The sequence below is a fragment of the Acetobacter sp. DsW_54 genome (genome assembly GCF_002153575.1).
Classification (GTDB): domain Bacteria; phylum Pseudomonadota; class Alphaproteobacteria; order Acetobacterales; family Acetobacteraceae; genus Acetobacter; species Acetobacter fabarum.
This window is the reverse complement of sequence record NZ_JOPD01000017.1, coordinates 34,738-60,337: the sequence shown is the minus strand read 5'-3', so window position 1 is coordinate 60,337 and position 25,600 is coordinate 34,738. Positions and strand designations below refer to the sequence as shown.

Annotated in this window: 22 protein-coding genes; 6 read left to right on the top strand and 16 right to left on the bottom strand. The window is 58.7% G+C overall.

What is annotated here, in order from left to right; genetic code table 11:
- Nucleotides 1-3: 3 nt before the first annotated feature.
- From HK20_RS08300 to HK20_RS08290, 3 genes are read right to left on the bottom strand one after another with little or no spacing between them, the layout of a single operon-like run.
- Nucleotides 4-1,200, bottom strand: coding sequence for an acyl-CoA dehydrogenase family protein (locus HK20_RS08300; RefSeq protein ID WP_086646600.1), 1,197 nt, complete (start codon nt 1,198-1,200; stop codon nt 4-6).
- Nucleotides 1,197-2,543, bottom strand: a complete 1,347-nt coding sequence (locus HK20_RS08295) for an MFS transporter (RefSeq protein WP_086646599.1) — start codon at nt 2,541-2,543, stop codon at nt 1,197-1,199. The genes HK20_RS08300 and HK20_RS08295 overlap by 4 nt, the downstream gene beginning before the upstream one ends.
- Nucleotides 2,533-3,231 (bottom strand): enoyl-CoA hydratase/isomerase family protein, encoded by a 699-nt coding sequence (locus HK20_RS08290; protein ID WP_086646598.1) that lies wholly within the window; start codon nt 3,229-3,231, stop codon nt 2,533-2,535. The genes HK20_RS08295 and HK20_RS08290 overlap by 11 nt, the downstream gene beginning before the upstream one ends.
- Nucleotides 3,232-3,363: 132 nt before the next feature.
- Here HK20_RS08290 and HK20_RS08285 point away from each other — a divergent pair, with 132 nt between their 5' ends.
- Entirely contained in the window at nt 3,364-4,389 is a 1,026-nt protein-coding gene (locus HK20_RS08285; protein WP_086646597.1) for an alcohol dehydrogenase catalytic domain-containing protein, read from the top strand.
- 4 nt (nt 4,390-4,393) lie between these two features.
- Nucleotides 4,394-5,890 carry a class I adenylate-forming enzyme family protein gene (locus HK20_RS08280; RefSeq protein ID WP_086646596.1) on the top strand — a complete coding sequence of 499 codons (1,497 nt, stop codon included), beginning with the start codon at nt 4,394-4,396 and terminating at the stop codon, nt 5,888-5,890.
- Between the two features lie 12 nt (nt 5,891-5,902).
- On the opposite strand, the gene HK20_RS08275 is transcribed toward HK20_RS08280, so the two are convergent.
- Nucleotides 5,903-6,601, bottom strand: a complete 699-nt coding sequence (locus HK20_RS08275; protein ID WP_198943902.1) for an IclR family transcriptional regulator — start codon at nt 6,599-6,601, stop codon at nt 5,903-5,905.
- 92 nt (nt 6,602-6,693) lie between these two features.
- Nucleotides 6,694-7,572, bottom strand: coding sequence for a LysR substrate-binding domain-containing protein (locus HK20_RS08270; RefSeq protein ID WP_086646594.1), 879 nt, complete (start codon nt 7,570-7,572; stop codon nt 6,694-6,696).
- Nucleotides 7,573-7,693: 121 nt separating this feature from the next.
- Here HK20_RS08270 and HK20_RS08265 point away from each other — a divergent pair, with 121 nt between their 5' ends.
- Complete coding sequence (locus tag HK20_RS08265) at nt 7,694-9,223, top strand: UxaA family hydrolase (RefSeq protein ID WP_086646593.1); 1,530 nt, start codon at nt 7,694-7,696, stop codon at nt 9,221-9,223.
- Between the two features lie 102 nt (nt 9,224-9,325).
- Here the strand turns inward: HK20_RS08265 and HK20_RS08260 are convergent, their stop codons facing one another.
- On the bottom strand, nt 9,326-9,964 hold the full coding sequence (locus HK20_RS08260; RefSeq protein ID WP_198943904.1) for a LysE/ArgO family amino acid transporter: 639 nt from the start codon (nt 9,962-9,964) through the stop codon (nt 9,326-9,328).
- Nucleotides 9,965-10,021: 57 nt separating this feature from the next.
- Between HK20_RS08260 and HK20_RS08255 the strand changes: the two genes are divergently transcribed.
- Entirely contained in the window at nt 10,022-10,942 is a 921-nt protein-coding gene (locus tag HK20_RS08255; protein WP_233129139.1) for a LysR family transcriptional regulator ArgP, read from the top strand.
- Between the two features lie 36 nt (nt 10,943-10,978).
- Here the strand turns inward: HK20_RS08255 and HK20_RS08250 are convergent, their stop codons facing one another.
- The 9 genes from HK20_RS08250 to HK20_RS08210 form a co-directional block, all read right to left on the bottom strand.
- Complete coding sequence (locus tag HK20_RS08250; protein WP_086646591.1) at nt 10,979-11,860, bottom strand: NAD(P)-dependent oxidoreductase; 882 nt, start codon at nt 11,858-11,860, stop codon at nt 10,979-10,981.
- A 242-nt stretch (nt 11,861-12,102) separates the two neighbouring features.
- Entirely contained in the window at nt 12,103-12,966 is an 864-nt protein-coding gene (gene xdhC, locus HK20_RS08245; protein WP_086646676.1) for a xanthine dehydrogenase accessory protein XdhC, read from the bottom strand.
- Nucleotides 12,947-15,328 carry a xanthine dehydrogenase molybdopterin binding subunit gene (gene xdhB / locus HK20_RS08240; protein WP_086646675.1) on the bottom strand — a complete coding sequence of 794 codons (2,382 nt, stop codon included), beginning with the start codon at nt 15,326-15,328 and terminating at the stop codon, nt 12,947-12,949. Before xdhB ends, xdhC begins: the two co-directional genes overlap by 20 nt.
- A gap of 10 nt (nt 15,329-15,338) precedes the next feature.
- On the bottom strand, nt 15,339-16,844 hold the full coding sequence (gene xdhA, locus HK20_RS08235; RefSeq protein WP_086646590.1) for a xanthine dehydrogenase small subunit: 1,506 nt from the start codon (nt 16,842-16,844) through the stop codon (nt 15,339-15,341).
- A gap of 62 nt (nt 16,845-16,906) precedes the next feature.
- Nucleotides 16,907-18,367 carry a nucleobase:cation symporter-2 family protein gene (locus HK20_RS08230; RefSeq protein ID WP_086646589.1) on the bottom strand — a complete coding sequence of 487 codons (1,461 nt, stop codon included), beginning with the start codon at nt 18,365-18,367 and terminating at the stop codon, nt 16,907-16,909.
- 3 nt (nt 18,368-18,370) lie between these two features.
- Entirely contained in the window at nt 18,371-18,703 is a 333-nt protein-coding gene (gene uraH / locus HK20_RS08225; RefSeq protein WP_086646588.1) for a hydroxyisourate hydrolase, read from the bottom strand.
- Entirely contained in the window at nt 18,700-19,218 is a 519-nt protein-coding gene (uraD, locus tag HK20_RS08220) for a 2-oxo-4-hydroxy-4-carboxy-5-ureidoimidazoline decarboxylase (RefSeq protein ID WP_086646674.1), read from the bottom strand. The genes uraH and uraD overlap by 4 nt, the downstream gene beginning before the upstream one ends.
- An 11-nt stretch (nt 19,219-19,229) precedes the next feature.
- Nucleotides 19,230-20,126, bottom strand: a complete 897-nt coding sequence (gene puuE, locus HK20_RS08215; protein ID WP_086646587.1) for an allantoinase PuuE — start codon at nt 20,124-20,126, stop codon at nt 19,230-19,232.
- A 28-nt stretch (nt 20,127-20,154) separates the two neighbouring features.
- Nucleotides 20,155-21,576, bottom strand: a complete 1,422-nt coding sequence (locus tag HK20_RS08210) for an NAD(P)-binding domain-containing protein (protein ID WP_086646673.1) — start codon at nt 21,574-21,576, stop codon at nt 20,155-20,157.
- Nucleotides 21,577-21,727: 151 nt separating this feature from the next.
- Between HK20_RS08210 and HK20_RS08205 the strand changes: the two genes are divergently transcribed.
- Both HK20_RS08205 and guaD read left to right on the top strand, forming a co-directional pair.
- A complete protein-coding gene (locus HK20_RS08205; protein ID WP_086646586.1) occupies nt 21,728-22,630 on the top strand; it encodes a LysR family transcriptional regulator in 903 nt (300 codons plus the stop codon).
- Between the two features lie 21 nt (nt 22,631-22,651).
- The gene (guaD, locus tag HK20_RS08200) at nt 22,652-24,001 is read left to right on the top strand and encodes a guanine deaminase (RefSeq protein ID WP_086646585.1); all 1,350 of its coding nucleotides are present in this window, start codon (nt 22,652-22,654) and stop codon (nt 23,999-24,001) included.
- Here the strand turns inward: guaD and HK20_RS08195 are convergent.
- Complete coding sequence (locus tag HK20_RS08195; protein WP_086646672.1) at nt 23,998-25,590, bottom strand: gamma-glutamyltransferase family protein; 1,593 nt, start codon at nt 25,588-25,590, stop codon at nt 23,998-24,000. The two genes, guaD and HK20_RS08195, sit on opposite strands and share 4 nt — an antisense overlap.
- Between the last annotated feature and the right edge of the window lie 10 nt (nt 25,591-25,600).

Below are 25,600 nucleotides of genomic sequence, written 5' to 3'. Positions count from 1 at the left end.
GATTCAGTAAGTAAACGTGATGGGAGGCGGCTCCCCATTAAGAAGAAAATTGCCAATTGCCTTGTATTTGTAGGCAACACTATCATGCGTTGTGTGTGTGCGTGCGTTGCGCCAGTGCCGGTCAAAGTTGAACGGTTTTTGTGTGGTTGCAGCACCACCCACATCGTACAGCTTCTGCGCAACATGTATTGCGCTTTCCGTGGCCGCTATTTTGGCTTCCGCAATAGCAATGGATGACTGAACAAGCAGATTTTCGGTTTCCGCTGTTGTGCTCCGCCCATGGCGGACATCCTCCAGCTGGGCACGGGCAGCCTGTTCCACATACTCGGCCGCACGCCGGACCAATGCTTCCGCCGCTCTGACACGAGCGGAAATTTCCCCTACCGCGTAAAGAATGTACGGGTCATCACTGGCTCTGCTCACGCCACTTTCACGCAAAGGACGAGTGTGGTTTTTGGCCCAGTAAACAGCATCATCCAGCACTGCCAGCCCAATGCCCACATCAATGGAACAATGGATAAGCTGTGCGGAGGCCCCTACGTAGTTCCGCCGACCTGCCCAATGCCCTGTGGGAATAATCTGCTCTGGCGACAGAACAACATCATGGAACTCCGTTACACCACTGGCTGTGGTACGCTGGCCCATTCCGTCCCAGTCATCCAGCAGCACAAGGCCCTGTGTGTCTTTGGGGAGCATGACATAAATTCCCTTGCCCGCCTCATCCACCGCCTGCACCTTGATCAGATCAGCAAACAGGCAGCCGGTGCTGTAAAATTTGCGCCCACGCAAGACTGTTTTGCCATCGACATGCGCAATATGGGTATGGATTTCCCCCCGGAAGTTCCCGCTCCGCTCAGCCACGGCACCGGAGCTGATAATACCGCGACCGATCTGCCCCAGATAACGCGCCTGTGCATCCGGCTCGGCCATAAGCCTGAGTTGCTCGATATTGATAAAATGCGGGAACAGAGCCTGCGCCACATTGGGGTCTGCCTTGCCCAGAGTTATAAAAATCTCAGCCACGGCACTCTGGCTGACATCTCCCCCACCCAGTTCTTTCTGCACACGAGCGGCACCAAGGCCTGAACTGGCGATTTTTTCAAAAATGGCAAATGGCAGGATCCGCTCCGCATCCCGCTGGGAGGCATCTTCGGCAACAAGCGGGGCAAGCGTGCGGGCAATATGAACATAATCTGTCATGAGTGTGAATCCACGATCGAATGAGAAGGAGAGGCCGGGAGGCGTGCCGTGCGGGCCGTCATGGCCAGCAGCACAACCACTCCAAGCCCGACAAACAGGCTGACAATACTCAGGGCGACCTCAAACCCGCCCAACCGGGTTTTGAGAAAACCAATTAAAACCGGAACAAGCATGCTGCTGACCTGACCGCAGCAGTTGATCAGTGCAAAGCCAATGGCGCGGTCCTGTGCAGGCAGCAGGCTTGCTGGAATGCTCCAGAAAATTGCTGTGGCAATCAGATACCCTGCGACCATGATGGTTAGAAAAAACACTGTGCTCATGGTGCCATGCACCATCCATGGCAGTGCCAGCATGCCGGCCATGGCCAGAGCACCACCAAGAGCAAAATGCCAGCGTCGCTCCTGTTGCTGGTCAGAATGCTGGCAAGCCAGAAGCATGGCCACAATACCCACGCCATGCGGCAGAGCACTGAGCAGCCCAAGCTGCTGCAGGTTCTGCACCCCTGCGGCACGCAACAAAGAGGGCACCCAAAAATTGACCACATTGCCGGTGCACGTAATGGTCAGGCAGTAACTCAGGGATAACAGCCACAGCGTACGGTTGGAAAAAGCACTGGCAAGCGATGCCCGAACAGGCCGCACGACAGAAGACGGTTCGCGTACCATGGCCTGTAGAATGATGTTTTTTTCATCACGCCCGAGCCAGCGGGCATCGGCTGGCCTGTCCGCCAGCCAGCCAAAAGCCACAAACCCGGCAATAACTGGCGGCAGCCCACCAAGCAGAAACAGCCACTGCCACCCATGCCACCCCCAGACCCCGGCCATATGGGTCATGATCCACGTTGCACTTGGCCCGCCCACAATGCCGCAAACCGCTATAGCCATGATAAAGCGTGACGTAATCCGGGCCCGGTATGCACTGGGGAACCAGTAAGTCAGGTACAGGATAACCCCCGGGAAAAAGCCAGCTTCCGCCATACCCAGCAAAGTCCGCGCGACGTACAGGGAATACGCCCCCTGCACAAACGCCATACCAATGGTCACCAACCCCCAGAAGATCATGATCCGGGCAAGCGTTCTCCGCGCTCCCCAGCGTTCCATGACCAGATTGCTGGGAATCTCGCACAGCAGATAACCCGCTGAAAAAAGACCGACAGACAGACCAAAAACCGTATCGCTTATGTGCAGGTCCGCGCCAAACTGCAAATGGGCAAAACTAACGGCCACACGATCCAGCCAGTTAAAAACAAGGCAGATAAAAAGGAAGGGCATCAAACGCCATGCAACACGGCGAAAAACAGCGCCTTCAGTCTGCCCGGCACGCGTCAGGCCATCATTGTTCATATCGGCCCACTTCCAGCCTGGCCTGATCAACCAGTGCATAATGCCTGTCCAGTCGGGTACGCCGCTCGGCCAGCAGCAAACGCTTGCTCCATGCCATGGCGGATGTCGGCAGTGCTGCCAGCCGGGCCGCAAGGGCTGTGGCCTCGGCCAGCGGGTCCTGCGCAAGGGAGGAAACAAGCCCCATGCGCTGTGCTTCTTCCGCACCAAAGGTGCGACCGGTCAGCATAATATCCAGTGCGGCGGCCTCCCCGATCAGGGAGGGCAGTTCAACCGCGCTAAACCCGGAGAGCATGTCATGCTCGACTTCAGGAAAGCGAAAAGAGGTCTGTGGTGCCGCAATCCGAAAATCACAATACATGGCTATACTTATTCCCAACCCAATGACATGGCCGTGCAGTGCGGCAACAACTGGTTTTGTAAAATCCTCCGCCACACCGGGAATACAGGAGGCCAGAACATCTGTTGTGGCGACCTGCTGCGTTGTTGCGATTTCCTTCAGGTCCGACCCGGCACAGAAGGCCCGCTCACCCGCACCGTGCAACACCACGGCTCTGACTGTGGAATCACGCAGTGCTTCACGCCAGACGCGGCCCAAGGCGGCTTTGTCGTGGCTGTCCAGCGCATTCAACCGGTCAGGGCGGTTGAGGGTGATGGTGAGGACACCGGACTGTATAGCACTATCTATCATGGTGTATTCCGTTTTAAAACATGATTCAGAGTCGTTAATTTATCCATAGCAACAATTTTCAATGTGGAATATAAAAAGTTTATATTTTGGTCTATGAGTTCGTAATTCGAACATTTATGGAGGGACTACGGCATGAAAGCGATCATACTCTCGGACTTTGGCGGTCCATCTCAACTCCGGGTGGAGGAGGTACCAACCCCCGTAGCAGGCCCGCATGATGTGCTTGTGCAGGTGGAAGCTGCCGGAGTCTGCCACCATGACCTGCTGCACAGGGCGGGCAAACTGGCAGGTGCTCCCAAGGGGGTTATTCTTGGCCATGAGGTCGCAGGGCGTGTTGTGGCAACCGGTGCCGCAGTCAGCACTCTTCAGGTCGGGGACCGCATAACAGGCTATCAACGCCGCTTTTGCGGCCAGTGCCGCGACTGCCTGAGAGGGCGGCAAGACCTGTGCCGCGCGGTCTCCCTCCCCGCCGTGGATACAGAAGGTGCTTATGCCCAGTATATCCGCCTGCCTGCGGTATCTGCCATTCGCATACCGGATAATGTGAGCTTCCAGCAGGCGGCCCTTGCCTCCTGCCCCATTGGCACCGCCATGCGGGCTCTTATCTCGCAGGCCGGGCTTACTGCGGGTGAGACCGTGCTGGTCAATGGTGCCAGTGGCGGGCTGGGCGTGCACCAGATCCAGATTGCCCGCGCACTTGGGGCACACGTCATTGCCGTAACCGGGGACAGTGCAAAAGCCAGCAGGCTGGAAGAACTGGGAGCCTCTTCCGTTGTGGTTGCACGGAATGGAAACTACAGCGCCGAGGTGTGGAACAAAACCGGCAAGAAGGGCGTGGATGTTGCCATGGAAAATCTGGGCAGCACTCTCCCCCAGACCCTGCGTGCAACGGGCATGGGGGGGCGTATTGTGGTGCTGGGCAACATTGCTCCGGGGTCTGTTGAAGTTTCGCCCGGCCTGCTTATCGGGCGCAGGTTACGTGTACAGGGCTCAGGCAGCGCCACGCTGGACGAGGTCAGCCAGTCTCTGGCCATGATCGCCTCTGGCCTTGTTCGCCCCCAGATCGACCGTGTCATGCCCTTTACCCAGGCGGCTCAGGCCCATGCACTGCTGGAGGCACGGCAGGTCAATGGCCGCATTATTTTGAGCGGATGGTAAGAGCATGAGCATACAACAGCTTTTTTCCAACGCGGCTTCCCGCTGGCCAGAAACACTCGCCCTGCATGAACCCGCCACAGGCCAGAAGCTTACATTCTGGCAGATAAACGCGGCTTTACAGGGATTTGGGGCCTTTCTGGCAGAACGGGGCATTGCCTGCGGCGCGCGGGTTGGCATTCTGGCTGATGCCAGCATCCCTTATCTGATTGCGGATTACGGCAGCATGGCCTGCGGATATGTGCGCGTGCCGTTTGACCCCTCCCTTTCTGTTGAGGAACTGAGCAACCAAATTGCCGATGCCGAAATTGCCATTCTGCTCCACGACCCCATTCATGCAGAACTGGCACAGCAGGCGGGGGGTGCCACCAGTGTTCCGCTCCCCACCACATGGCAGCCCATAACCGCACATACGGCGGCCCCGCTGGCCGGTGGCTCCCCCTCCACGCTGGCGTCCCTCAACTATACTGGAGGCACAACGGGCCAGCCAAAAGCTGTTATGCACACACAGGGTAGCCTGACTGCCATTGTCAGCAATATCGGGCAGGCCCGCCCGACATCTGCGGGGGATGTGCTGCTTAATGTCCGCCCCCTGTGGCCCATTGCATCGGTTTCCGTGCTGGCGCATCTGTGCCACGGGGGAACGGTCGTGCTGGGTGGGCGTTTTAATCCGTCCACGTTTCTGCCCCTCCTCCAGACAACACATGCCGCCTACAGCTCGCTCGTACCCACACAGATTGCCCGTCTGGTGCAGCACGCCCAAGCACATGGCACCATTACCAATAACCAGAACCCCCTTCCCTTTTTCCGTTCTCTGGATGTTGGCGCGGCCTCCCTGCCGCCCGAAACGCTGGAAAAAGCCATGCATCTGTTTGGCCCCCGGCTGAGTATTCTGTACGGCATGACCGAAGCACCATGGAGCTTTTACCTGCCAGCACCAGAACTTGCCGCCCTGCACAAAGCCGGCACCTGCGCTGGAGCTGTCGGTTTTCCCCTACAGCACGTGCAGGCCCGCTTAAACGCGCACAGCACGCAGCCCCATGCTGGGGAAGTTGAAATTCACGGCCCTCACCTTATGGCGGGATACTGGAAACAGCCCCAAAAAACAGCCTCCGTGCTACACGATGACTGGCTGGCCACAGGGGACCTTGGCATTATGGGCAACACCCATATGCTTAAAATTGTGGGGCGCAGCAAAGAGATTATTCGCTCTGGTGGCATGTCCGTGCAGCCAGCCGAAGTTGTTGAGTGCCTGCTCTCCTACCGCGGGGTTGCAGAGGCCCATGTTTTTGGTGCGGCCGACCCCGAATGGGGGGAGCGCGTCTGTGCCGCCATAGTCCTGCATGCCAATACCGAGCTAGAAGCGGATGAGCTGATCCTGCATTGCAAAAAACAGCTTTCCCGCCACAAGGTACCCAAACAGATATTATTTGTACCGCACCTGCCGCGCTCTCATTATGGCAAGGTACAACAGGCAAAACTGCTCAAACTGCTGGAAGAATAATGCCCCGTGCGGTCAACCAAACAGTTGTTCGGCAATACCCCCACAGGCCCGCTGCAAATGCCGCGCCAGAGGGGAAGAAACCTGCAACACTGCATCCATCTCCAACCCCGCTATGACCAGCGCACCCACAGCCGCATCCTGCCCCCGGCGGATTGGATACCCCATAGAGGATAAACCCTTGCGCTGCTCGCTATGGCCAAAAGAATATCCGCCAGCCTGAGCAACCTCCAGCAGTCTGGGGCGCACCCGCTCGTAACGCTCATCCTCCACTGTCTGGCGCGCCTGCGCCTCGGGGTAGGTTGCCAGAATGGCGCGTCCACTGGTGCAGCTGTCTATGGCAAATTTGTCATCCAGATCCGCAACAACATTAAAGGGGGTTGCGGCTGTCCACATCCGTTCGATCAGCACAATCTGGTCCCCCACGGGCAGGGCGACAGAGACAATGGCAGGCCGATCCGCAATAACATTCTGCAAATCAATGGTGTATGGCAGCGCAATCCGCCGTAGGGGCAGGCGTGTCAGGTAGGCACTTGCTGGTAGCAGGCAGCCACCCCCAAGGCGGTATACTCCATGTTCCGCCTCCACCTGCCGCCAGTGCATCATCGCTTTTAACAACCTGTGGACCGTACCACGGTCCATACCCGTCAACCGCGCAAGCTCCAGTGCCGTCAAACCCTTGGAGACACCTGCCAGATGCTTTTGCAGCGCCATATACTTATCAAGGACCCCAACGCCGCTACCCTGCATAACCCCCGACCTTCACAATTCTATCAGTTCAAATATTGACTTCATAAACCCTGAACCTAGGCACGCCTATCCTGAACCAGCCATTCAAGGAGCAGATGCTTGCTCTTAGGCTCCGCGGCATCTTCGCGGTAAACGATATAATACCCATATGCGGGGGTCGCGCGAATATGGGTGACGGGGATCAGTTTTGCTCCGGGGTCAAAGTGCTCAAGCAATGCAGCACGCACAAGGGCTACCCCCATGCCCTCCCGTGCGGCTTGGTACATCATGGCAAAATCACCAAAATGAGGCCCCTCTACAGGTTCTGACCAAGGCAGCCCGGCGGCCATAAACCACGGCTTCCATGGTTCCAGAGGGCTCCTTAGCATAGTGCAGTGCTCCAGGTCGGCAGGTGCAAAAAGACGATGCTGGTTTATAAAATCTGATGTTGCGGCAGGAAAAATATCTGACTTCATAAACATCAGGCTTTTCATTCCGGGATAGTTGCCTGTTCCAAACCGAATATAAATATCCGCCCCTTCGGCTTTGACATCCAGCCCGGAAGAACTGAGTTCAATACTGATCTGCGCCTCGGGGTGTTCCTGCTGAAAACCCTGTATTGCGGGCCACAGAATCAGCCGGGCAAAAGACGGTGGTGTGCTGATTGTGATGCTGGCCTCAATGTTATTGGCCAGACGGGGCAGCTTAACATCCTCAAGCGCATCCAGCGCATGCCTTACAACCGTAATATACGCCTCCCCAGCGGAGCTGAGAACCAATGCACGGCCCTGCCTATGGAAGAGAGCAAAGCCCGCCAGTTCCTCCAGAAGTTTGATCCGGTGGCTCACGGCACTTCTTGTCAGCAGCAACTCCTCAGCCGCCTTGCTGAATGATCCGTGCCGGACGGCACTTTCAAACGCGTAAAGCGTGTTCAGGGGGGGAATGCGGCGTTGCATCTGGAACTTCTGCTCTGAGATTGGTGAAAAAACTTTGACAGACAGGTGCGACGATTTCAACCCACCCAATTCGAAATCCTCCTTATAAATTAGATGGAGAATTCAAACCGGGGTTAGAAAAATGTCCACGATTGCCAACATCATAAAATTAAATCCGCTGGATGATGTCGCCATTGCCACGCTGGCCCTGCCTGCGGGCAGCCTGCTCGAAGGAACCGACGGGGTGCGCACTGCGACCGAAATACCGGGAGGGCACAAAATTGCCTTAAGAACAATCCAGTGCGGTGATCCCGTACACAAATATGGTCAGATCATAGGGTTTGCGACGCAGGATATTGCTCCCGGCCAGCATGTGCACATCCAAAACTTGTCTATGGGGCATGATTTTGCGCGGGATTATGCGTTTGGCAAAGGGGTAAAACCCTCGCCCGAACCAGCCGAGCACCTGACTTTTAAGGGATACCTGCGCCCGGATGGCCGGGGAGCAACACGCAACCTTATAGGAATTGTCAGCACGGTTAACTGCTCTGCCACAACTGTCAAAAAAATTGCCGAACACTTTGTTCGGTCAGATATTCTTGAGCACTACCCTAATGTTGATGGGGTTATTCCTGTCACACATGGCTTTGGGTGCTGTATCGACTCAAAGGGGAAAGGCCTTCAGCAACTTCGGCGGACAATTGGAGGCTATGTGGTGCACCCCAACTTTGCGGCAGTTCTTGTGATCGGACTGGGGTGTGAGGCAAACCAGATGGACGCCATATTCATGGCCGAGAATGTAAACCCCGGTACACGCCTGATCCCCCTTGTGATGCAGGAGGAAGGCGGAACGCAGAAGACCGTAGATGCCGGGATAGCCGCGATTGAAAAAATCCTTCCCGAAATCAACACTATCACGCGTGAGGCCCTCCCGCTCTCGCATCTGGTCCTTGCCTTGCAGTGCGGTGGATCGGATGGGTATTCGGGCATTACGGCAAACCCTGCTCTGGGGCATGCGGTTGATCTTCTGGTCGCACAGGGTGGTTCAGCCATTCTGACCGAAACTCCGGAGATTTATGGGGCAGAACACCTGTTAACCCGTAGGGCAGCACGGCGTGATATTGGCGAAAAACTCGTCAATATCATCCACGGATGGGAACAATACGCAGAGCGCGAGCACGGCAGCATTGATAACAACCCCACCCCTGGCAACAAAAAAGGAGGGCTGACAACCATATTGGAAAAATCTCTGGGTGCGGTCGCAAAAAGTGGTTCCACCGCGCTACAGGGCGTTTACCACTACGCCGAACCTATTGATGCGCGTGGGTTACTGTTTATGGATGCTCCCGGATATGACCCGATGGGCGCTACGGGCCAGATTGCCTGCGGGGCAAACCTGCTGGCGTTTACAACTGGCCGAGGCTCCTGTTTTGGATCCCGCGTTGCCCCTACCATCAAAATCGCAACAAACACCACCATGTATAACCGCATGCAGGATGATATGGACATCAACTGCGGCAGTATTCTGGATGGCCATTCCAGCGTGACGGACATGGGGGAAGAGATTTTTCACTTCATTATCCGCATGGCGTCAGGGGAGCACAGCAAGAGCGAAGCCCTCAATGTTGGTAACGAGGAAATGGTCCCATGGATGATCGGGGCCCAGATGTAATCTCAGGGGCCGTAAAAGAGTGTTTTGACGGCCATAACAGCGCAGGGAGAGCAATGCCCCCTGCGCTACCTGCAATAAGGCGCTCCAGCCCAATGGCAGCCATTATGACCGTGCCAGAAACGAGTGCATAAGACCGTTCCAGAGCAGAAAACCCGCAAGCGTAAACATGATGCATCCTATAAACACATCCAGAATCTGCCATGAGCGGGGGCGCGCAAACAAAGGCTGTAAAAGGCGAGCCCCATAGCCCAGAGCCGCAAACCACAAAAAACTGGCAGACGCCGCCCCTGCTGCAAACATGGGCCTTGCTGATGGAGGCTGTGCCGTGGCCGCAGCCCCCATTAGCAGCACTGTATCGAGGTAAACATGAGGGTTAAGCCACGTAAAAGCTGCCACGGCCAGCAGCGCCTGCCTTAACGAAATCCCACGATCTACCTGAGCCAACATGCTGCTCTGGTGTGCCGCCCGGTACAGTGATTTTGCGCCATACCATGCCAGAAACAAGGCACCAGCCAGCGTAAGACCCACCGACAGGGCAGGCAGAGCAGACGCCAAAGCCCCGACCCCACTCACACCCGCAGTAATCAGCACGGCATCCGAAAAGCCACAGAACAGGACAATCACCCCGACATGTTCCTGTTTAAGACCCTGCCGCAGCACAAACAGGTTTTGTGCACCAATGGCTACGATCAGAGATGCGGAAAGCGCAAACCCAGCGAAAAACGAAATGAGGAACAGCATCATGCTGTTTCACTATGTCCTTTTCCATGATAAGAAAAACTTGTTTTTCTAAATGATATGAAGCATTCCTTACTTATGCTGGATTACGCTGCCTTGGGTATTGTCAGTGCCGTTGTGCGTGAGGGTTCTTTTGAAGGAGCCGCTCAGGCTCTTGGCATTACATCGTCCGCCATTTCACAACGCGTCAAAGGGTATGAGGAAAAACTGGGCGCGCTGCTGATTATCCGCGGTCAGCCCTGCCAGCCCACCACGCTGGGCAAGGCTCTTTGCGCCCATATTGACAAAGTCCGCCTGCTGGAAGCTGAAATTCCTCAGCTTTCTGGAGATGCAGCATTATCAGTCTCCCGCTCACCCACGCTCAAAATTGCCGTTAACGCGGATAGTCTCGCCACGTGGTTTCCATCCGCAATTTCTGGCTTCGTAAAAGAAAGCGGGGTTTTTCTGGACCTGCTTATAGAGGACGAAGCCCATACGGCGGACCGGCTGCGGTCGGGTGATGTCATGGCCGCAGTTACGGCAGATTCAAGCCCGGTGTCCGGCTGCCGCACGCTACACCTTGGCACGTTACGTTACGCAGCCTGTGCAAGCCCGGATTTTGTGCAACGCTATTTTTCTCATGGATGGACGCAAGACGCATTCTCCAACGCGCCCTGCATGTGCTTTGAAAAACGGGACAGGCTGCAAACACGGTGGTTGCAGGAGGTCCATCAACTCCCTTTGCCCCAACAGGTGCATTATATCCCGACCCCTCAGGGGTTTCTGGATTTTGCACTCGCCGGAATGGGGTGGGGGTTGCAACCCCTTGCACTCGCCAAAGCGCACCTTGAATCCGGGCGGCTTGTCGAACTCGCACCAAAGCACCGAGTAAATGTTAATCTGAACTGGGTTACTCCGCGCCTGAAAAGCGAATTACTGAACAAACTCACCCGGAATCTCAAAGTGCAATGCTTGCAAAGCCAATATCTTGAGCGGGAATAGCCCCCAAGCCTTCCAGCTTCTCTGCGCTGGCATGCCCTACTTCAAACCACTTTCCTGACGCACGCGCTCCTGAAGAACGACAAAATCGCGGTCTGCATCACCCGCGCTGACTGCGCTCAGCAAACGATCACGAACAATGGCGGCATAGGGGAGTGGTACGCCGTAATCTCCCCCGGCATCCATGAACATCCCGACATCCTTCAGGCCCAGAGTAACAGGTGCTCCGGGAGTGTCATAAGCATGGTCAACCATCAGCTTGCCGTAGTTCTTATGGACCGGAGCGTTATAGAAGCTGCCTGTCATAATCTCAAAAATCTTGCGTGGGTCTGTTCCCGCTTTTTCATTCAAAGCAAAAACCTCTGCCATCTGTTCAATGGTTGAGTAAATCATGAAATTCAGGGACAGTTTTGCAAGATTGGCCTGCAACGGGTCATCCCCCACCCTGAAGATATGAGGGCCAAAACATTGGAGTGCTGGTTCCAGATAATCCAGCACGTCTGATTTACCAGCGACCATAACAAACAATGCTCCCGCTTCCGCCGCAGGAGGCCGCCCAAGAACATTGGCACTGACGTATGTTTGCCCACGTTCTGCATGGCCATCGCGCAAACAACGTGCCTGCTCGAGGGATATTGTGCTGCAACAGACATGCACAGCATTGGGCAATAGCCCTTCGGCTATACCATTTTTGCCAAATGTCGCCTGCTCAGTCGTTGCATCATCCAGCAGCATAGAAAAGACAATATCGGCTTCATGGGCAACCATGGCGGGAGTTTCCCCCACAGTCGCGCCCAGAGCAGCAAAGTCGGCAGCTTTGGCGGCTGTTCGATTATAGACACAAAGCTGATGCCCGGCAGCAAGAAGGCGCCTCGCCATAGGGTGCCCCATAGCGCCCAGACCAACAAACCCGATTTTCATGCTGCCTCCTGTTGCATTGATCCATTACAGTCAATTTTCTGAATTTTTTATAAATTGAAAAGAGGGTAGTATTCCAATCAACCAGAACAAGGCATGGGACAGGCCCACTCTGCCATTTTCATTCTGTTTTTAAAATTGACGCGCCATATATTATAGAGAATGTGGGGTCTTTTGCCCACAATCGGCTCTTCCCCGACCCTGCCAACGTAACTGCTGCACACTTGCCGCACAGAGTTTAGGGGTCAGGCACTGGCGCCCATACTGGCCCCAGCAAACCCTTCCCCCTGCTGTGCGGGATGGAGCAGTTTTTCCACCACTTCGGCTGCTACAAGAGCGGCTATCACCTCGGGGCGTTTGTCCCGCACACCCCTATCCCCTATGGGGCAGACCAGTGCCGCAAGCTGTTGTGGAGAAATCCCCACTTCTGAAAAGGATTTTTCAAACCGCAAGCGTTTTGTACGCGAACCGATAAGCCCAATATAGGCCAGACCGGGCTGCAGGAGCGCTGCCTCCACAATCAGCGCATCCAGTGTGTGCGATGGCGTTAACACCAGCACACCCGCACCAGGCTCCGCCGTTGCCAGAACATCGTCCCACGCGGCGGTCACGCGTGCTTCCACTCCTTCGGGCACATGGCCAAACTCATGCGCGCGCGGGTCTACCCAGACCAGCCGCAACGGCAAAGGGGCCAGTGCGTGGGCCAGTGCACGCCCCACATGCCCCGCCCCGAACAAAAACAGAGTTGGGCGCTGGGCATTCTGCTGGGCCAGTTGCTGTTCAAGCTGTGCACATAACGGAGCACTCAGCACTTCTAGCCTTACGGCCACGCGGCCACCACAGCACTGGCTGACATTACTCCCCCCCAGCACTATCTGGCGCTCGCACAGTGCCTCGCCCGACTGGAGCATGGTGCGGGCATGCTGCTCGCACGCCAGTTCCAGCGCGCCGCCGCCAACCGTGCCCGCCACAACGTCCTGCCCGACCAGCATAAACGCTCCCTCCTCCCTTGGGGTGGAACCGCGGGTAAGCGTTACGCGTGCCACCACCAGAGGCTGAGGTGCCTGCCGCCAAAGGCCAAGTAACTGCTTAGGTGTGTACCTGCGCATGACCCACTCCACCTTGCTGGCGCAGGCGCTCGGCCACGCGCAAAATCTGTTCGGGCGTTGCCGGGGCATTCAGCCCCGGATAGGTACGGTAGTTGTCCACACTGGCCAGCGCATCGGAAATGGCATGCAGCACCGCCAGACCATGCACAAACGGTGGTTCCCCCACCGCTTTGGAGCGGAAGATGGTCTCCTCCCGGTTGGGCACGTTGTCCATGAGTTTGACATTAAAAATACGTGGCCGGTCAGAACAGGCGGGAATCTTGTAGGTGCTGGGCGCATGGGTGCGCAAACGCCCCGATGTATCCCAGAACAGTTCCTCCATAGTCAGCCAGCCCGCGCCCTGCACAAACCCGCCCTCGATCTGCCCTATATCAATATCCGGGTTAAGGGAGAGGCCCGCATCGTGCAGGATGTCCACCCGCTCCATGCGGTTTTCCCCCGTAAGCAGGTCCACCACAACCTCCGCGCAGGCCGCACCGTAAGCAAAGTAATAAAACGGTCGGCCACGCCCTGTTGCACTATCCCACGAGATTTTGGGCGTTTTGTAAAACCCTGTGGAGGAGAGGGAAATACGGGCCATATACGCCGCATTGACCAGTGTGGCGAACGGCACCGTAGCCTCCCCCACCACCACACCATCGGCTGTAAAATGTACCTGTTCGGGGGGAACCTGCCATTTGGCAGCGGCAAAGTTTACAAGCCGGTCCTTGATGGTGCGCACAGCCGCCAGCACGGCCATGCCGTTCAAGTCCGCACCACTGGACGCGGCGGTAGCAGAGGTATTGGGGACCTTGCCTGTTGTGGTGGCGGTAATGCGCACCCGCTCATGGGGCAGCCCGAATTCGCGCATGGCAATCTGCACCATTTTGGTATGCAGGCCCTGCCCCATTTCTGTCCCGCCGTGGTTCACCTGCACCGAGCCATCGGTGTAAACATGCACCAATGCCCCAGCCTGGTTAAAATGCGTAGCGGTAAAGGAAATACCAAACTTGACCGGCGTTAACGCAATACCACGCCGCAGGTACTGGCTTGTCTTGTTAAACTCCCTGATCTGTGTGCGGCGTTTGCGGTAGTCGCAGTCCTGCGCAAGTTGGGTCATAACCTCCCCGGCAATGGAATCCTCCACGGTCATGTGGTACGGAGTGACGTTGCGTTCGGTCGTGCCATACACATTGCGCAGCCGCACATCCAGCGGGTCCAGCCCGGTGGCAAAGGCAATCTGCTCCATAATCCGTTCAGCCGCAGCAGCCCCCTGCGGGCCACCAAAACCACGAAATGCCGTGTTGGACTGCGTGTTGGTGCGCAGCGGCACCGAGCGCAGGCGTACGTCCGGGTAGTAATAGGCGTTATCGGCATGGAACAGGGCGCGGTCCGTTACCGGGCCGGACAGGTCGGCCGACCAGCCACAGCGGGCAGCCAGCTCCATATCCACCCCCAGAACATGGCCCTGCGCATCAAAACCCACGTCATAATCAATCACAAAATCATGGCGCTTGCCCGTGATCATCATGTCATCATCACGGTCAAGGCGGAGTTTGGCTGGGCGGCCGGTGCGCGCGGCGGCAAGGGCTGCCAGACAGGCCACAATGTTGGCCTGAGTTTCCTTCCCGCCAAAACCACCGCCCATGCGCCGGACTTCCACGGTCACAAGGTTGTTGGGGCAACCCAGCACATGGGCCACCATGTGCTGGGTTTCTGTCGGGTGCTGGGTGGAGGAGCAGATACGCATTTCCCCATCCTCTCCGGGCCAGGCCAGCGCGGCCTGCCCTTCGAGGTAAAAATGCTCCTGCCCGCCAATGGCCAGTTGGCCTGCAAGCCTGTGCGGGGCATTGGCCAGAGCCTGAGCGGCGTTGCCCCGTGTCATTTCCAGCGAGCGACAGACCAGTGCCCCCCCTTGTGCACGGGCCTGCTCTATGTTCAGCACTGCGGGCAGGTCCTCGTATTCCACCCGTGCCAGCACTGCGGCCTGGCGGGCTGCATGGCGGGTTTGGGCCACCACGGCAAACAAGGGCTGACCACAGAAAAACACATGGTCTTCGGCCAGCAGGGGTTCGTCCCCCGCTCCTACGGAGCTGATCTGGTTGTGGTGCGCTATGTCGCGCGCGCTCAACACGCAAACCACGCCGGGGTAAGCCTGCACCGGCCCCAGATCCATGCTGATGATGCGCGCATGGGCGCGGCTGCTCAGGCCAAGGGCAACATGCACCGCATTGGGCGGTGTTGGCATATCATCCACATACCGCGCCTCCCCCGCTACGTGCAGGTGCGCGCTCTCATGCCTGAGCGAGGAAGACGCCGCACCGGCCACCGGTGCGGGGCCTTGGGGTGCCACGCCTGAGGCTTCAGCCTGTTGTGCTGCCATGGTGTGGGGGTCAACCATGCGCCACCTCCTGCCAGTTCTGTAATGTTGGAGCGTGGTGCGGGCTGTTATCCCTATCAGGCTCAAACAGGCGGACCAGCAGGTTGGCGGCAACCGTTGCACGGTACCACGCACTGGCCCGCATGTCTGACAGAGGCGTAAAATCCTCTTTTATGGCCGCTTGCGCTGCAAGGAGTGTTGCGGGGGTACGCGTCTGCCCCGTAAGGGCAGCCTCCGCCCGGCTGGCCCGGCAGGGTATGCCCGCCATGCCGCCATAGGCCAGACGGGCCTGCTGTATGGTGCCATCCTCTGCCATAACCAGCACAAAGGCCCCCAGCACGGCAGAAATATCCTGATCAAACCGCTTGGAAACCTTGTACACTCCGCACACGCTCCCAGCAGGCAACGGCGGAATAAGCACGCCTTCTATAAACTCGCCGGGGCGGATGTCCTGCTTGCCGTATTCGAGAAAAAACGCTTCCAGCGGCACAACCCTGCGGTCAGGCCCGCAGCGCAGGTGAAGTTGCGCACCTGCGGCCATAAAAATGGGCGGGCCATCCCCAATCGGTGACGCATTGCCGATATTGCCGCACACGGTGGCAGCGTTACGGACCTGCGTGGACCCGATACGCCGCAGCGTATCTGCCGCCGCTGGCAGGTGCGCGACCAGATGGGGCATGGCCTCCGTGTAGGTGACGCCTGCACCTATCCACAACGCGCCATCGGGGCGGGTGTGGATTTTGTGCAGGTCGCGGGCGCTACGCACGGCAATAATATGGGGGAGCTGGCGCAATCTTTTGGTGACCCACAAGCCAACATCGGTCCCCCCTGCTACCAGCACGGCCGCCGGGTCCTGCGCATAGGCAGTGGCCAGTGCCTCCACCGTAGCAGGGAGCGTGACACGCCCCTGCGGGCTATGCAGTTCCACTGTTTTGCCATCCTGCAGGGCCTGTAGGCGCGCGCTCAGCTCCGCCGTGCGGGCACTTATGGGTTCACCATGCCGGGCGCAGTAGGCTGCGGCTTTTTTCATGGCGCGCACAATGGGGGCATACCCCGTGCAACGGCACAGATTGCCTGCCAGTGCCTCATTTATAATCCGCTCACCATCCAGCGTGCCCTCAAGTGCCGCCAGATCCGCGCGCGTGGACAGCGCGACCATGGACATGACAAACCCCGGTGTGCAGAACCCGCATTGCGATCCGTGCTCGTCTACCATGGCCTGCTGCACCGGGTGCAATGCGCCATCGGGGCTGCGCAGATCCTCCACGGTCAAGAGCTGCGCGCCATCGAGCATCCACACCATGTGGATACAGGCATTAACTGCGCGCCATACCAGATGCCCCTGCTCCAGCCGCCCGACCAGAACGGTGCAGGCACCGCAGTCCCCTTCGTTACAGCCTTCCTTGGTGCCGGTGCGGGCCTGCTGGTCGCGCAGCCAGTCCAGCAGGGTCAACTCCGGCGGCAGGCTGGACAGATGGTGGAGGGTATCCCCCACATAAAAGCTGATGTGCTGGCGCATGCGTGCCCTCCCGGCTTATGTTTTTATGCGTATCAGGCACAGAGTATGCGAAACGCCGATGCTTACTCGGTCTGGGCGCGGCCAGCCTGCCCAATGGCCGCCTGAGGTTTGTCCTGCGCGCCCACAACGTTCCAGACCGGGGTTTCGAGTATGACCGTATCCTGTTCCACCGTTTGCTCGGAGGAACACAGATTGCCAAAGTTGAACACCAGATGCAGCACAATGGCAGACAGAGCACCCAACGTAATACCGCTGCCAAAAATAACCTGCATCCATGCGGGAAAATGGTCAGCAATATGGGGCTGTGCTGTTGCCAGCATGCTCAGCCCGATGCTGGTGCCCACAATAACCGTGTTGTTCAGATTATCAAAATCCACTTTGACAAGGGTCTGAATCCCCACCACAGCCACAGCGGCAAACATGGCCAGTGCGGCCCCACCCAGTACCGGCAGGGGCACGCTGGCAATAATGGCGGCAAGCTTGGGCAGGCAGCCAAGCCCCATCATGATAAACGCCGCCGCGACCACAACCCAGCGGCTGGTCACCCGTGTAAGCCGCACAAGGCCCACGTTCTCGGCTATGCAGGTGTAGGGAAAGGAGTTCAGCACCCCGCCAATCATGGTTGCCAGACCATCCGCACGGATCGCCCGCGTGATGTCGGCTGAGGAAATATCCTTTTTAACAATGGAACCCGTGGCAAACACATCCCCCGTGGTTTCCAGCATGGTAATGATCATAACCACCAGCATGGACAGCACCGGCACCACATGGAAGGTGGGCATACCAAAGTAAAAAGGCTGCGCAACGGTCACCCACGGGGCAGACAGCACGCCATCAAAACTGGCATCGCCCAGAAACCACGCGGTTAACGTGCCAGCCACCAGCCCGAACAATACGGCAATGCTGGCCACAAACCCCTTGAACATACGCTGGATAAACAGGATGGAAACCAGCGTGCCCAGACCATACGCCACATTGCGCATGTTAACCGGGTTTTGCATGACCCCCGTGCCCTGCCCGTTCACAATATCATTCGCGGCCACCGGCAGCAGGGCCAGCCCGATAACCAGAATAACAGACCCCGTGACCACAGGCGGGAAAAACCTGACCAGCCTGCCAAACCACGGTGCCGCCAGAAAGGTAAAGATCCCCCCAGCAATGACCGCGCCAAAAATCTGGGGCAGCCCCTGCACGCCCCCACCCGCAGCCACGCCAATGGCGATCATGGGGGTAACGGCCACAAAGGTTACCCCCTGCAACAGCGGGAGCTTGACCCCGATATAACGCCCAAGCCCCGCAGACTGGATGAAGGAGGCAATGCCACAGGTAAACAGGTCCGCCTCGATCAGATGCTCAAGTGCGGCACGGGGCAGACCCATGGCCCCCGCCAGCAGAACAGGCACAATAACGGCGGCTGCATAGAATGTGAGCACATGTTGCAGGCCATAGAAGCCAAGCTTCCAGACCGGGAGCATCTGGTCCACGGGGTGGACGGTCTGTGGCGTGTTGCTGGCAGGTTGCATGGCTTAACTCCCCCTGTAGGTCGAATAGGCGTATGGGGCGACCAGCAGGGGCACATGGGCATGCCCGCTGCCGCCAAGACCAAAGCAGATTGGCACAATATCCAGAAACGGCGGGTCCGCCAGCGGTGTGCCCTGCTGGCGGAAATAGGCCGCGACCTCAAACTCCAGGCAGTAGGCACCGGCTTCCAGCTCAAGCGCTTTCAGCTCCGGGCAGCGGCCATCGGCATCGGTCTGCCCTGCAAACAGAACGCCTGTGGCCCCACTCAGGCGCAACGCCACCCCCACCGCCGGACGGCCGGAAACCGTGTTGAGAACATGGGTTGAAAGAGAGCTCATGCCACCACCTTATCGTGCAGACGTAATGCGGCTATTGCGTCAATCTGGCTCAAGGCCTCGGCCAGTTCGGCTTGGGGCGTGCTGGCAAGCCGCTGTTCCATGGCCTGTGCAATAACCTGTTTGGCATGCCCGCCCACCTTGCGCACACAAATAACAAACGGCATGCCGAACTTGTGTGTGTACGCATCATTCAGGGCACGAAAATGCGTGTATTCCTCTGGCGTTAGCCGGTCCAGCCCTGCCCCGCCCTGTTCCTGTGCAGAGTCTGCGGTCAACCCCGGGTCCACCCCCAGACGGTGCCCAAGCTCGGGGTGGGCGCGCACAAGCGCATACTGTGCCGCCTCGGGCGCGGCACGCATGGCGGCGGAAAACGCCGCACACATGCCACCAAGGTCTGCAAACGGGCGGTTTTTGGCTGCCTGCACCGCAACCCATGGGGAATGTTCATACACACTGCCAAACGCCTCCACAAAAGCGGCATCGGGCATGGCGTTAACCTGCGCCAGAGTGAGCATGGCGGGGGCGGTCATGCCGGGTGCACCTTCTGCCAGTGGCGGGCAATATCGGCCCGGGTTGCCACCCATACATCGGCATGGGCCGCCACATGCTCCAAAAAGCGGGCAACAGCCAGTGCCCGTGCGGGCTTGCCTGCCAGACGGCAGTGCAGGCCAACGGACATCATACGCCCCCCTTCCTGATAGAGCATGTCAAACGTGTCGCGCAGGTAATGGAAGAACTGCTCGCCCTCGGTAAAGCCGTTCAGGGCGGCAAACTTCATGTCATTCACATCCAGCGTGTACGGTACAATCAGTTGGGGTTTACCGTAGCGCCGGTCGTAATAGGGCAGGTCATCGGCGTAGGAATCCGCATCATACAAAAAGCAGCCTTCCTCCACGACCAGACGGGCGGTATTGGGGCTGGTTCGGCCCTGATACCAGCCCAGCGGCGGAGCACCCGTAACCTGCGTGTGCAGGGCTATGGCCTCGCGCATATGGGCGCGCTCCACATCCTCTGGCACGTTCTGGTAATCTATCCAGCGCAGGCCGTGGGTTGCAATTTCCCACCCGCTGGCCTGCATGGCGGCAACGGCTGTCGGGTTGCGGGCCAGCGCCATGGCAACACCAAAAACCGTAACGGGCAGGCCCGCTTTTGCAAACAGGCGGTAAAGCCGCCAGAACCCGGCACGGCTGCCGTATTCGTACAGGCTTTCCATCTGCATGCAGCGCGCACCGACAATGGAAGACGTGCCTACCATTTCGGACAAAAATGCCTCGGACCCGCGATCATTGTGGAGGACGCAGTTTTCCGCACCCTCTTCGTAGTTGATCACAAACTGCACGGCTATACGCGCGCCACCGGGCCAGTGTGCATCGGGCGGGGTGGCGCCATAGCCGATCATGTCACGCGGGTAAGTCTGGTTCATTTTTATCCCGTTTTACGCTTGGTTTTTTTCAGGCCTGCTCTGGCGGCGGGTCAAAGCTGGTCAGTTCATCCACGTTATAATCCAGCAGGCTTTGCAGGTGCAGGGCTCCGTCCTCCACAAACAGGCTGCGGCCTATGCAGTTGGTCAGTTTTTCCACCCCGAAGCGCATCCCGCTAATGGTTGCCCCGGCAAGCCCCATGCTGGGCATGGCGGAGAACGTAAAGTTGTAGATGCACTGCATCATGGGGGCGAGCGGGTCATTGGCTTCCAGCGGCTGGAACTGGAAGGCATTGCTCAGGTAAGGGTGGCTGCCCAGCAGGGCGCTCTGCTCATCTGCGGGGGCTTCAAACCGGTCTTTCCACAGGGCAACGCGGCTGGCGATGCGCCCCAGTTCGGGCCGCTTGGTCAGGTCGATAATAAAGCCTGTGCCAATGATCAGGAAGTCGAACTCCATCTCACCTTTTGGGGTGGTCACGACCACAGCCCCGTTTTCCTCCCGCACGGCGGTCCAGGGGGTGCCGGGGTGGTAGGCAAAGTTGGGGTGCTTGCGGCAACGCCAGAACGTATCCTGCGGGGGCGGCTGGTTCAGGTCATAAATCTTGTACATAAAGCGCCAGCGCAGCAGGTCCGGCAGATCGGCCAGATAGCTGAGGAAGCCTGCGTTTTCCATCCAGCGGTAGGGGTTCACTGTGGGGATCTGCTTGCGGCGCAGGCACAGGTCCACGCTGGCAGCGCCATGTTCCAGCACGGTTGCCGCGTTATCAAACGCCGAGGCACCAGCCCCCAGCACACCAATGCGCTTGCCGCGCAGGGCTTCAAAGTCAATCTGTTCACAGGTATGGGCATAGCGGCTTTTGGGCAGCCCCTCGCGGATAAAGTCGGGAACATGCCACGCCCCACCGCCTTCTATGCCGGTCGCCAGAACCACACGCCGCGCCCAGACCACATGCTCGGCCCCACCTGCGCCGGTAAAGGTCAGCCTGAGCAGGCCGTCTTCCCATGCAATGTCGGCCAGACGGTGTTCGTTTTTAACCGGCAGGTCCAGCACATCACGCAGCCAGAGCAGATAATCCTGCCAGTCGTGACGGGAGATTTTATCCAGATCACGCCAGGCCTGCTCGCCGTATTTTGCCTCAAACCAGGATTGGGGGGTCAGGCTGGGAATACCAAGGTCCGGCCCGGTCACGTGCTTGGGCGTGCGCAGGGTGATCATGCGCGCAAAAGTAACCCACGGCCCTTCTTCCCCCTCGGGGGCCATATCAAAAATACAGGTGTTGGCCACGCCGCGCCGCCGCAGGCCAAAGCATGTGGCAAGCCCGCCCTGCCCGCCGCCAATAATGGCCACGTCCAGCACATCCCGTCCGTTGTGCTGATGGGGAACGCACCAGTTACCCGAGGCAAACTCGATTTTGGCAAGATCGTCCCGAACACGTTTGTTTAGCTGTTCCATACCCATTTATCAGTCCACATTATGCAGATCGGGAATCCTGCGTGGTTCCTGATCGCGCCAAATAAAATCAGACTTACTGTTTCACACACGTATCGTTCTTGTATATGACTTAATTCAGCATGGTGCGTTCGCAAAAAGAGAGCAAAAGCTGATGCCCGTTTTTTCCCGCTTCCTGCGGTATTTCATGGCCGTAGCCCAGCATGGCTCTATTAGAAAAGCTTCGGACGAGCTGCATATTGCCGCATCCGCCATAGACCGGCAGGTGTTGCAGGGCGAAAAAATTCTGGGCACCCAGCTCTTTGAGCGCCTGCCATCGGGGCTGCGGCTTACCACCGCGGGGGAACTGCTCCTGACCTCCTGCCGCCGCTGGTCCCGCGACCTGAACGCCCTGCAAACCCAGCTGGATAACCTTAAAGGCCTGCGGCAGGGGAGCACGGATATTCTTATCCCCGATGCACTGACCAAGGGTTTTCTGCCCACCCTTCTGGGCAAGCTGCGCCAGACACATCCGGGCATTATGGTGAGCGTGCATGTGCGCAAAAGCCACGATATGGGGGAACTGCTGGTTAAGGGTCATGCCGACTTCGCGCTCATGTTCAACCCCGGCCACATGCGCGAATTAACAGTCCGCACCCACAAGGAAATACCACTGGGCTTTGTCTGCCTGCCCTCGCACGAGATCGCGGAAATGACCGAAGCCCGCTTCAGCCTTGCGGCGGAATACCCCATGATCATCCCTGCCCCTCCGCTGGCCCTGTGGCGCCCCATTGGGGTGCTGGAGGCGGAAACAGGGGTCAAGGTCGCAACCGTGGCCAAGGCCGACAATATCCAGATGATCAAATCCATGGTGCTGGAAGGCGCAGGGGTGGGGATTCTAAGCTATCTGGATGCGTATGATGAGGTGCAGAAAGGCCAGTTGGCCTTTACCCCCATTACCAACCGCAAGCTCCCCCCGCTAACACTGGCCCTGTGCGTGGACCGCTCGCGCCAGCTTTCCACCGCCGCGCGGTTTATTATTACCGAAATTGAAAACTTTTTTGCCGAACAGTTCTAACGGCCCGAAAGCACGCCCCCAATGCCCCACACCCCGGACCGCCACGCCATAAGAGGCAGTTACGTTACCTTTTGCGCCAACCCCTTTACCACGCCCGATGCACTGGTGCTGGAAGAGGACGGGCTGATTATTATGGAACACGGGCGCATTACCCAATGCGGCCCCTACGCCACCCTGTCCCCCCTGCTGGGAGACAACACCCCCCTGACCCACTACCCCGATTGCCTGATCAGCGCGGGTTTTATAGATGCCCATGTGCATTACCCCCAGATTTCGGCCATTGCCTCCTGGGGGGAGCAGCTTCTGCCGTGGCTGGAACAGTATATTTTCCCCACCGAGGCAGAGTTTGCCAATGTGGATGTCGCCCGGCGGACGGCAAGGCTGTTTTTGTCCGAGCTGCTGCGTAACGGCACCACAACGGCAGCGGTGTACTGCACGGTGCACCCCCAGTCGGTCGATGCGTTTTTTGAGGAATCCGCCCGCCTTGGCACCCGCATGATCGCGGGCAAGGTGCTGATGGACCGCAACTGCCCTCCCAACCTGCAGGACACCGCCCAGAGCGGGTACGACCAGTCCGCCGCCCTTATTGCGCGCTGGCATGGCAGGGACCGCCAGCTTTATGCCGTAACCCCGCGCTTTGCCATAACCAGCACGCCAGAACAGCTTGAACTGGCAGGCACGTTATTCCAGCACACGCCGGGGCTGTACATGCAGACTCATCTGGCCGAAAATCTGGACGAAATAGCCGCCGTGCGCAGCCTGTTCCCCAACCGCTCATCCTATCTGGATGTGTACGCAAAAGCAGGGCTGGATGGACCACGCGCCATATTTGGCCATGCCATTCACATGGCTGAGCATGACTTTGCCCACTGCCACCATTCAGGCTGTACGCTGGCCCATTGCCCGACCTCCAACCTGTTCCTCGGGAGTGGCGCATTTGCCCTGTTTGACGCGCTCAAACCCACCCGCCCGGTGCACGTGGCACTGGGGACAGACGTTGGGGCAGGCACATCGCTCTCGCTACTGGCCACAATAGGAGAAGCCTACAAGGTATCACTCATGGCGGGGAATACCCGGCTTTCCGCAGCACAGGCACTCTGGCTGGCCACGGCGGGGGCTGCACGCGCCCTGCACCTGCACGACCATATTGGCCTGATAGCCCCGGGTATGGAGGCCGACCTCTGTGTTATGGACCCCGCCGCCACCCCACTTATGGCCCAGCGGAGTGCCCGCTGCACCAGTCTGGCCGAGCGCCTGTTTACCTTAATGGTTCTGGGCGATGACCGGGCCATACGCGCCACATGGGCCAATGGCCGGCTGGTGCATACACGGGCAGAAACGCAGGCGGATGCAGCGGTGCATACGGGCTAGTAAGCCCCCACGCACCCATCGCTCCGGGGGTCTGCCGCTCCTTCAAACAGGCCGCTGGCATGGCGCACCACGGCCCCGGCATGGCCCATCATGCTGGTAAAGGGAGCCACGCGCTCCACCTCGTGCCCGGCCTGCTCCAGCCGGGCGATAACGCCCGCATCAAACCGGCTCTCCATTTTAAGCGAATGGCTGTGGCTGCCCCATGTGCGCCCCAGCAGCCAGCGTGGCGCGGTAATGGCCTGCTGCAAGGGCACGCCAAACATGGCGTAGCGCGTAAACAGGGCCGCCTGCGTTTGCGGCTGCCCTTCGCCCCCCATGGTGCCGTAAACCATGACCCGTCCATCATCAAACCGGGCCAGCGCGGGATTAAGGGTGTGGAACGGCTTGCGGCCGGGCACAAAGGCATTCCATGCTCCTTCCTCCAGCAGGAAGGACGCGCCACGGTTCTGCCAGAGCAGCCCGGTCTGGGGCAGAAACACACCGGAGCCAAATTCAAAATACAGGCTCTGGATCATGCTGACCGCCACCCCGCGGGAATCCACGGCCCCCATCCAGGTTGTGTCCCCCATCTGGGCCGGTGCGGGCCAGGGCATGGCGCGGTATGGGTCTATGCTGGCTGCCATGGCGTTAAAGCGGGCCGTATCATCCAGAAAACCCTGTGCGTCCTCGCTCATCCAGCGCGGGTCGCCCACATGCGCGTTCCGAAACAGGAAGGCATGCTTGGTGGCCTCGACCAATGCATGCACATAGGCAAAGCCATCCACCTCCTGCACGTTGAGTTTTTCAAACAGTTTGAGAATGGCGAGCGAGGCCACACCCTGAGTTGGCGGGGGAGCGTTATAGACCTGCGCGCCCGCCACACGGGCATGCAGGGGGGCTGGGGTTGCCACTGCGTGGTGGGCAAAGTCCTGCGCGCGCAGGGGGCTGCCAGCGTGGGTCAGGTCTGCCAGCAGCCTGCGGCCAACATCGCCAGTGTAAAAACTACCCAGCCCGTGGTGCACCAGACTTTGCAGGGTTTCGGCCAGTGCCGGGTTTTTGCGTATATCCCCCGCCTGCGGCAGGCGCCCCTGTGGGGCATAGGCTGCGGCAAAGGCGGCATTGCCCAGCAGTTCGACCTGTTTTTCCGCCAGCAGGGAGGCTTCACTCGTGGTCAGGGCATAACCGTTCCGGGCGTACCAGATGGCATCTTCCAGCACCACGTCCAGCGGCAGGGCGGGCTGGAGTGCCGCACTACGCTCAAGTGCTGCCTGCCAGCCCGAAACCGTGCCCGCCATGGTATTGGCCGCCATGCCCCCCCGCCAGGGTACGCTGGTATGGCCTGCGGCCGTGTAGTCCTGCGCACTGGCATGCAGGGCGGCGGCACCGCAAGCTTCCAGCACCTCGGTCCGGCCATCGGGGTAGGAGATCAGCCAGAACGCATCCCCCCCCATGCCGGTCATGTGCGGGTAAACCGCGCACAGAGTTGCGGCCATGGCGGTAACCGCTTCCAGCGCCGTGCCGCCTTTTTTAAGAATAGCCAGACCGCTCTGGCTGGCCAGATGATGCGGGGATGTGACCATCCCCCGGGTGGACTGAAAACTATGCAGCATGGTCTGGGCG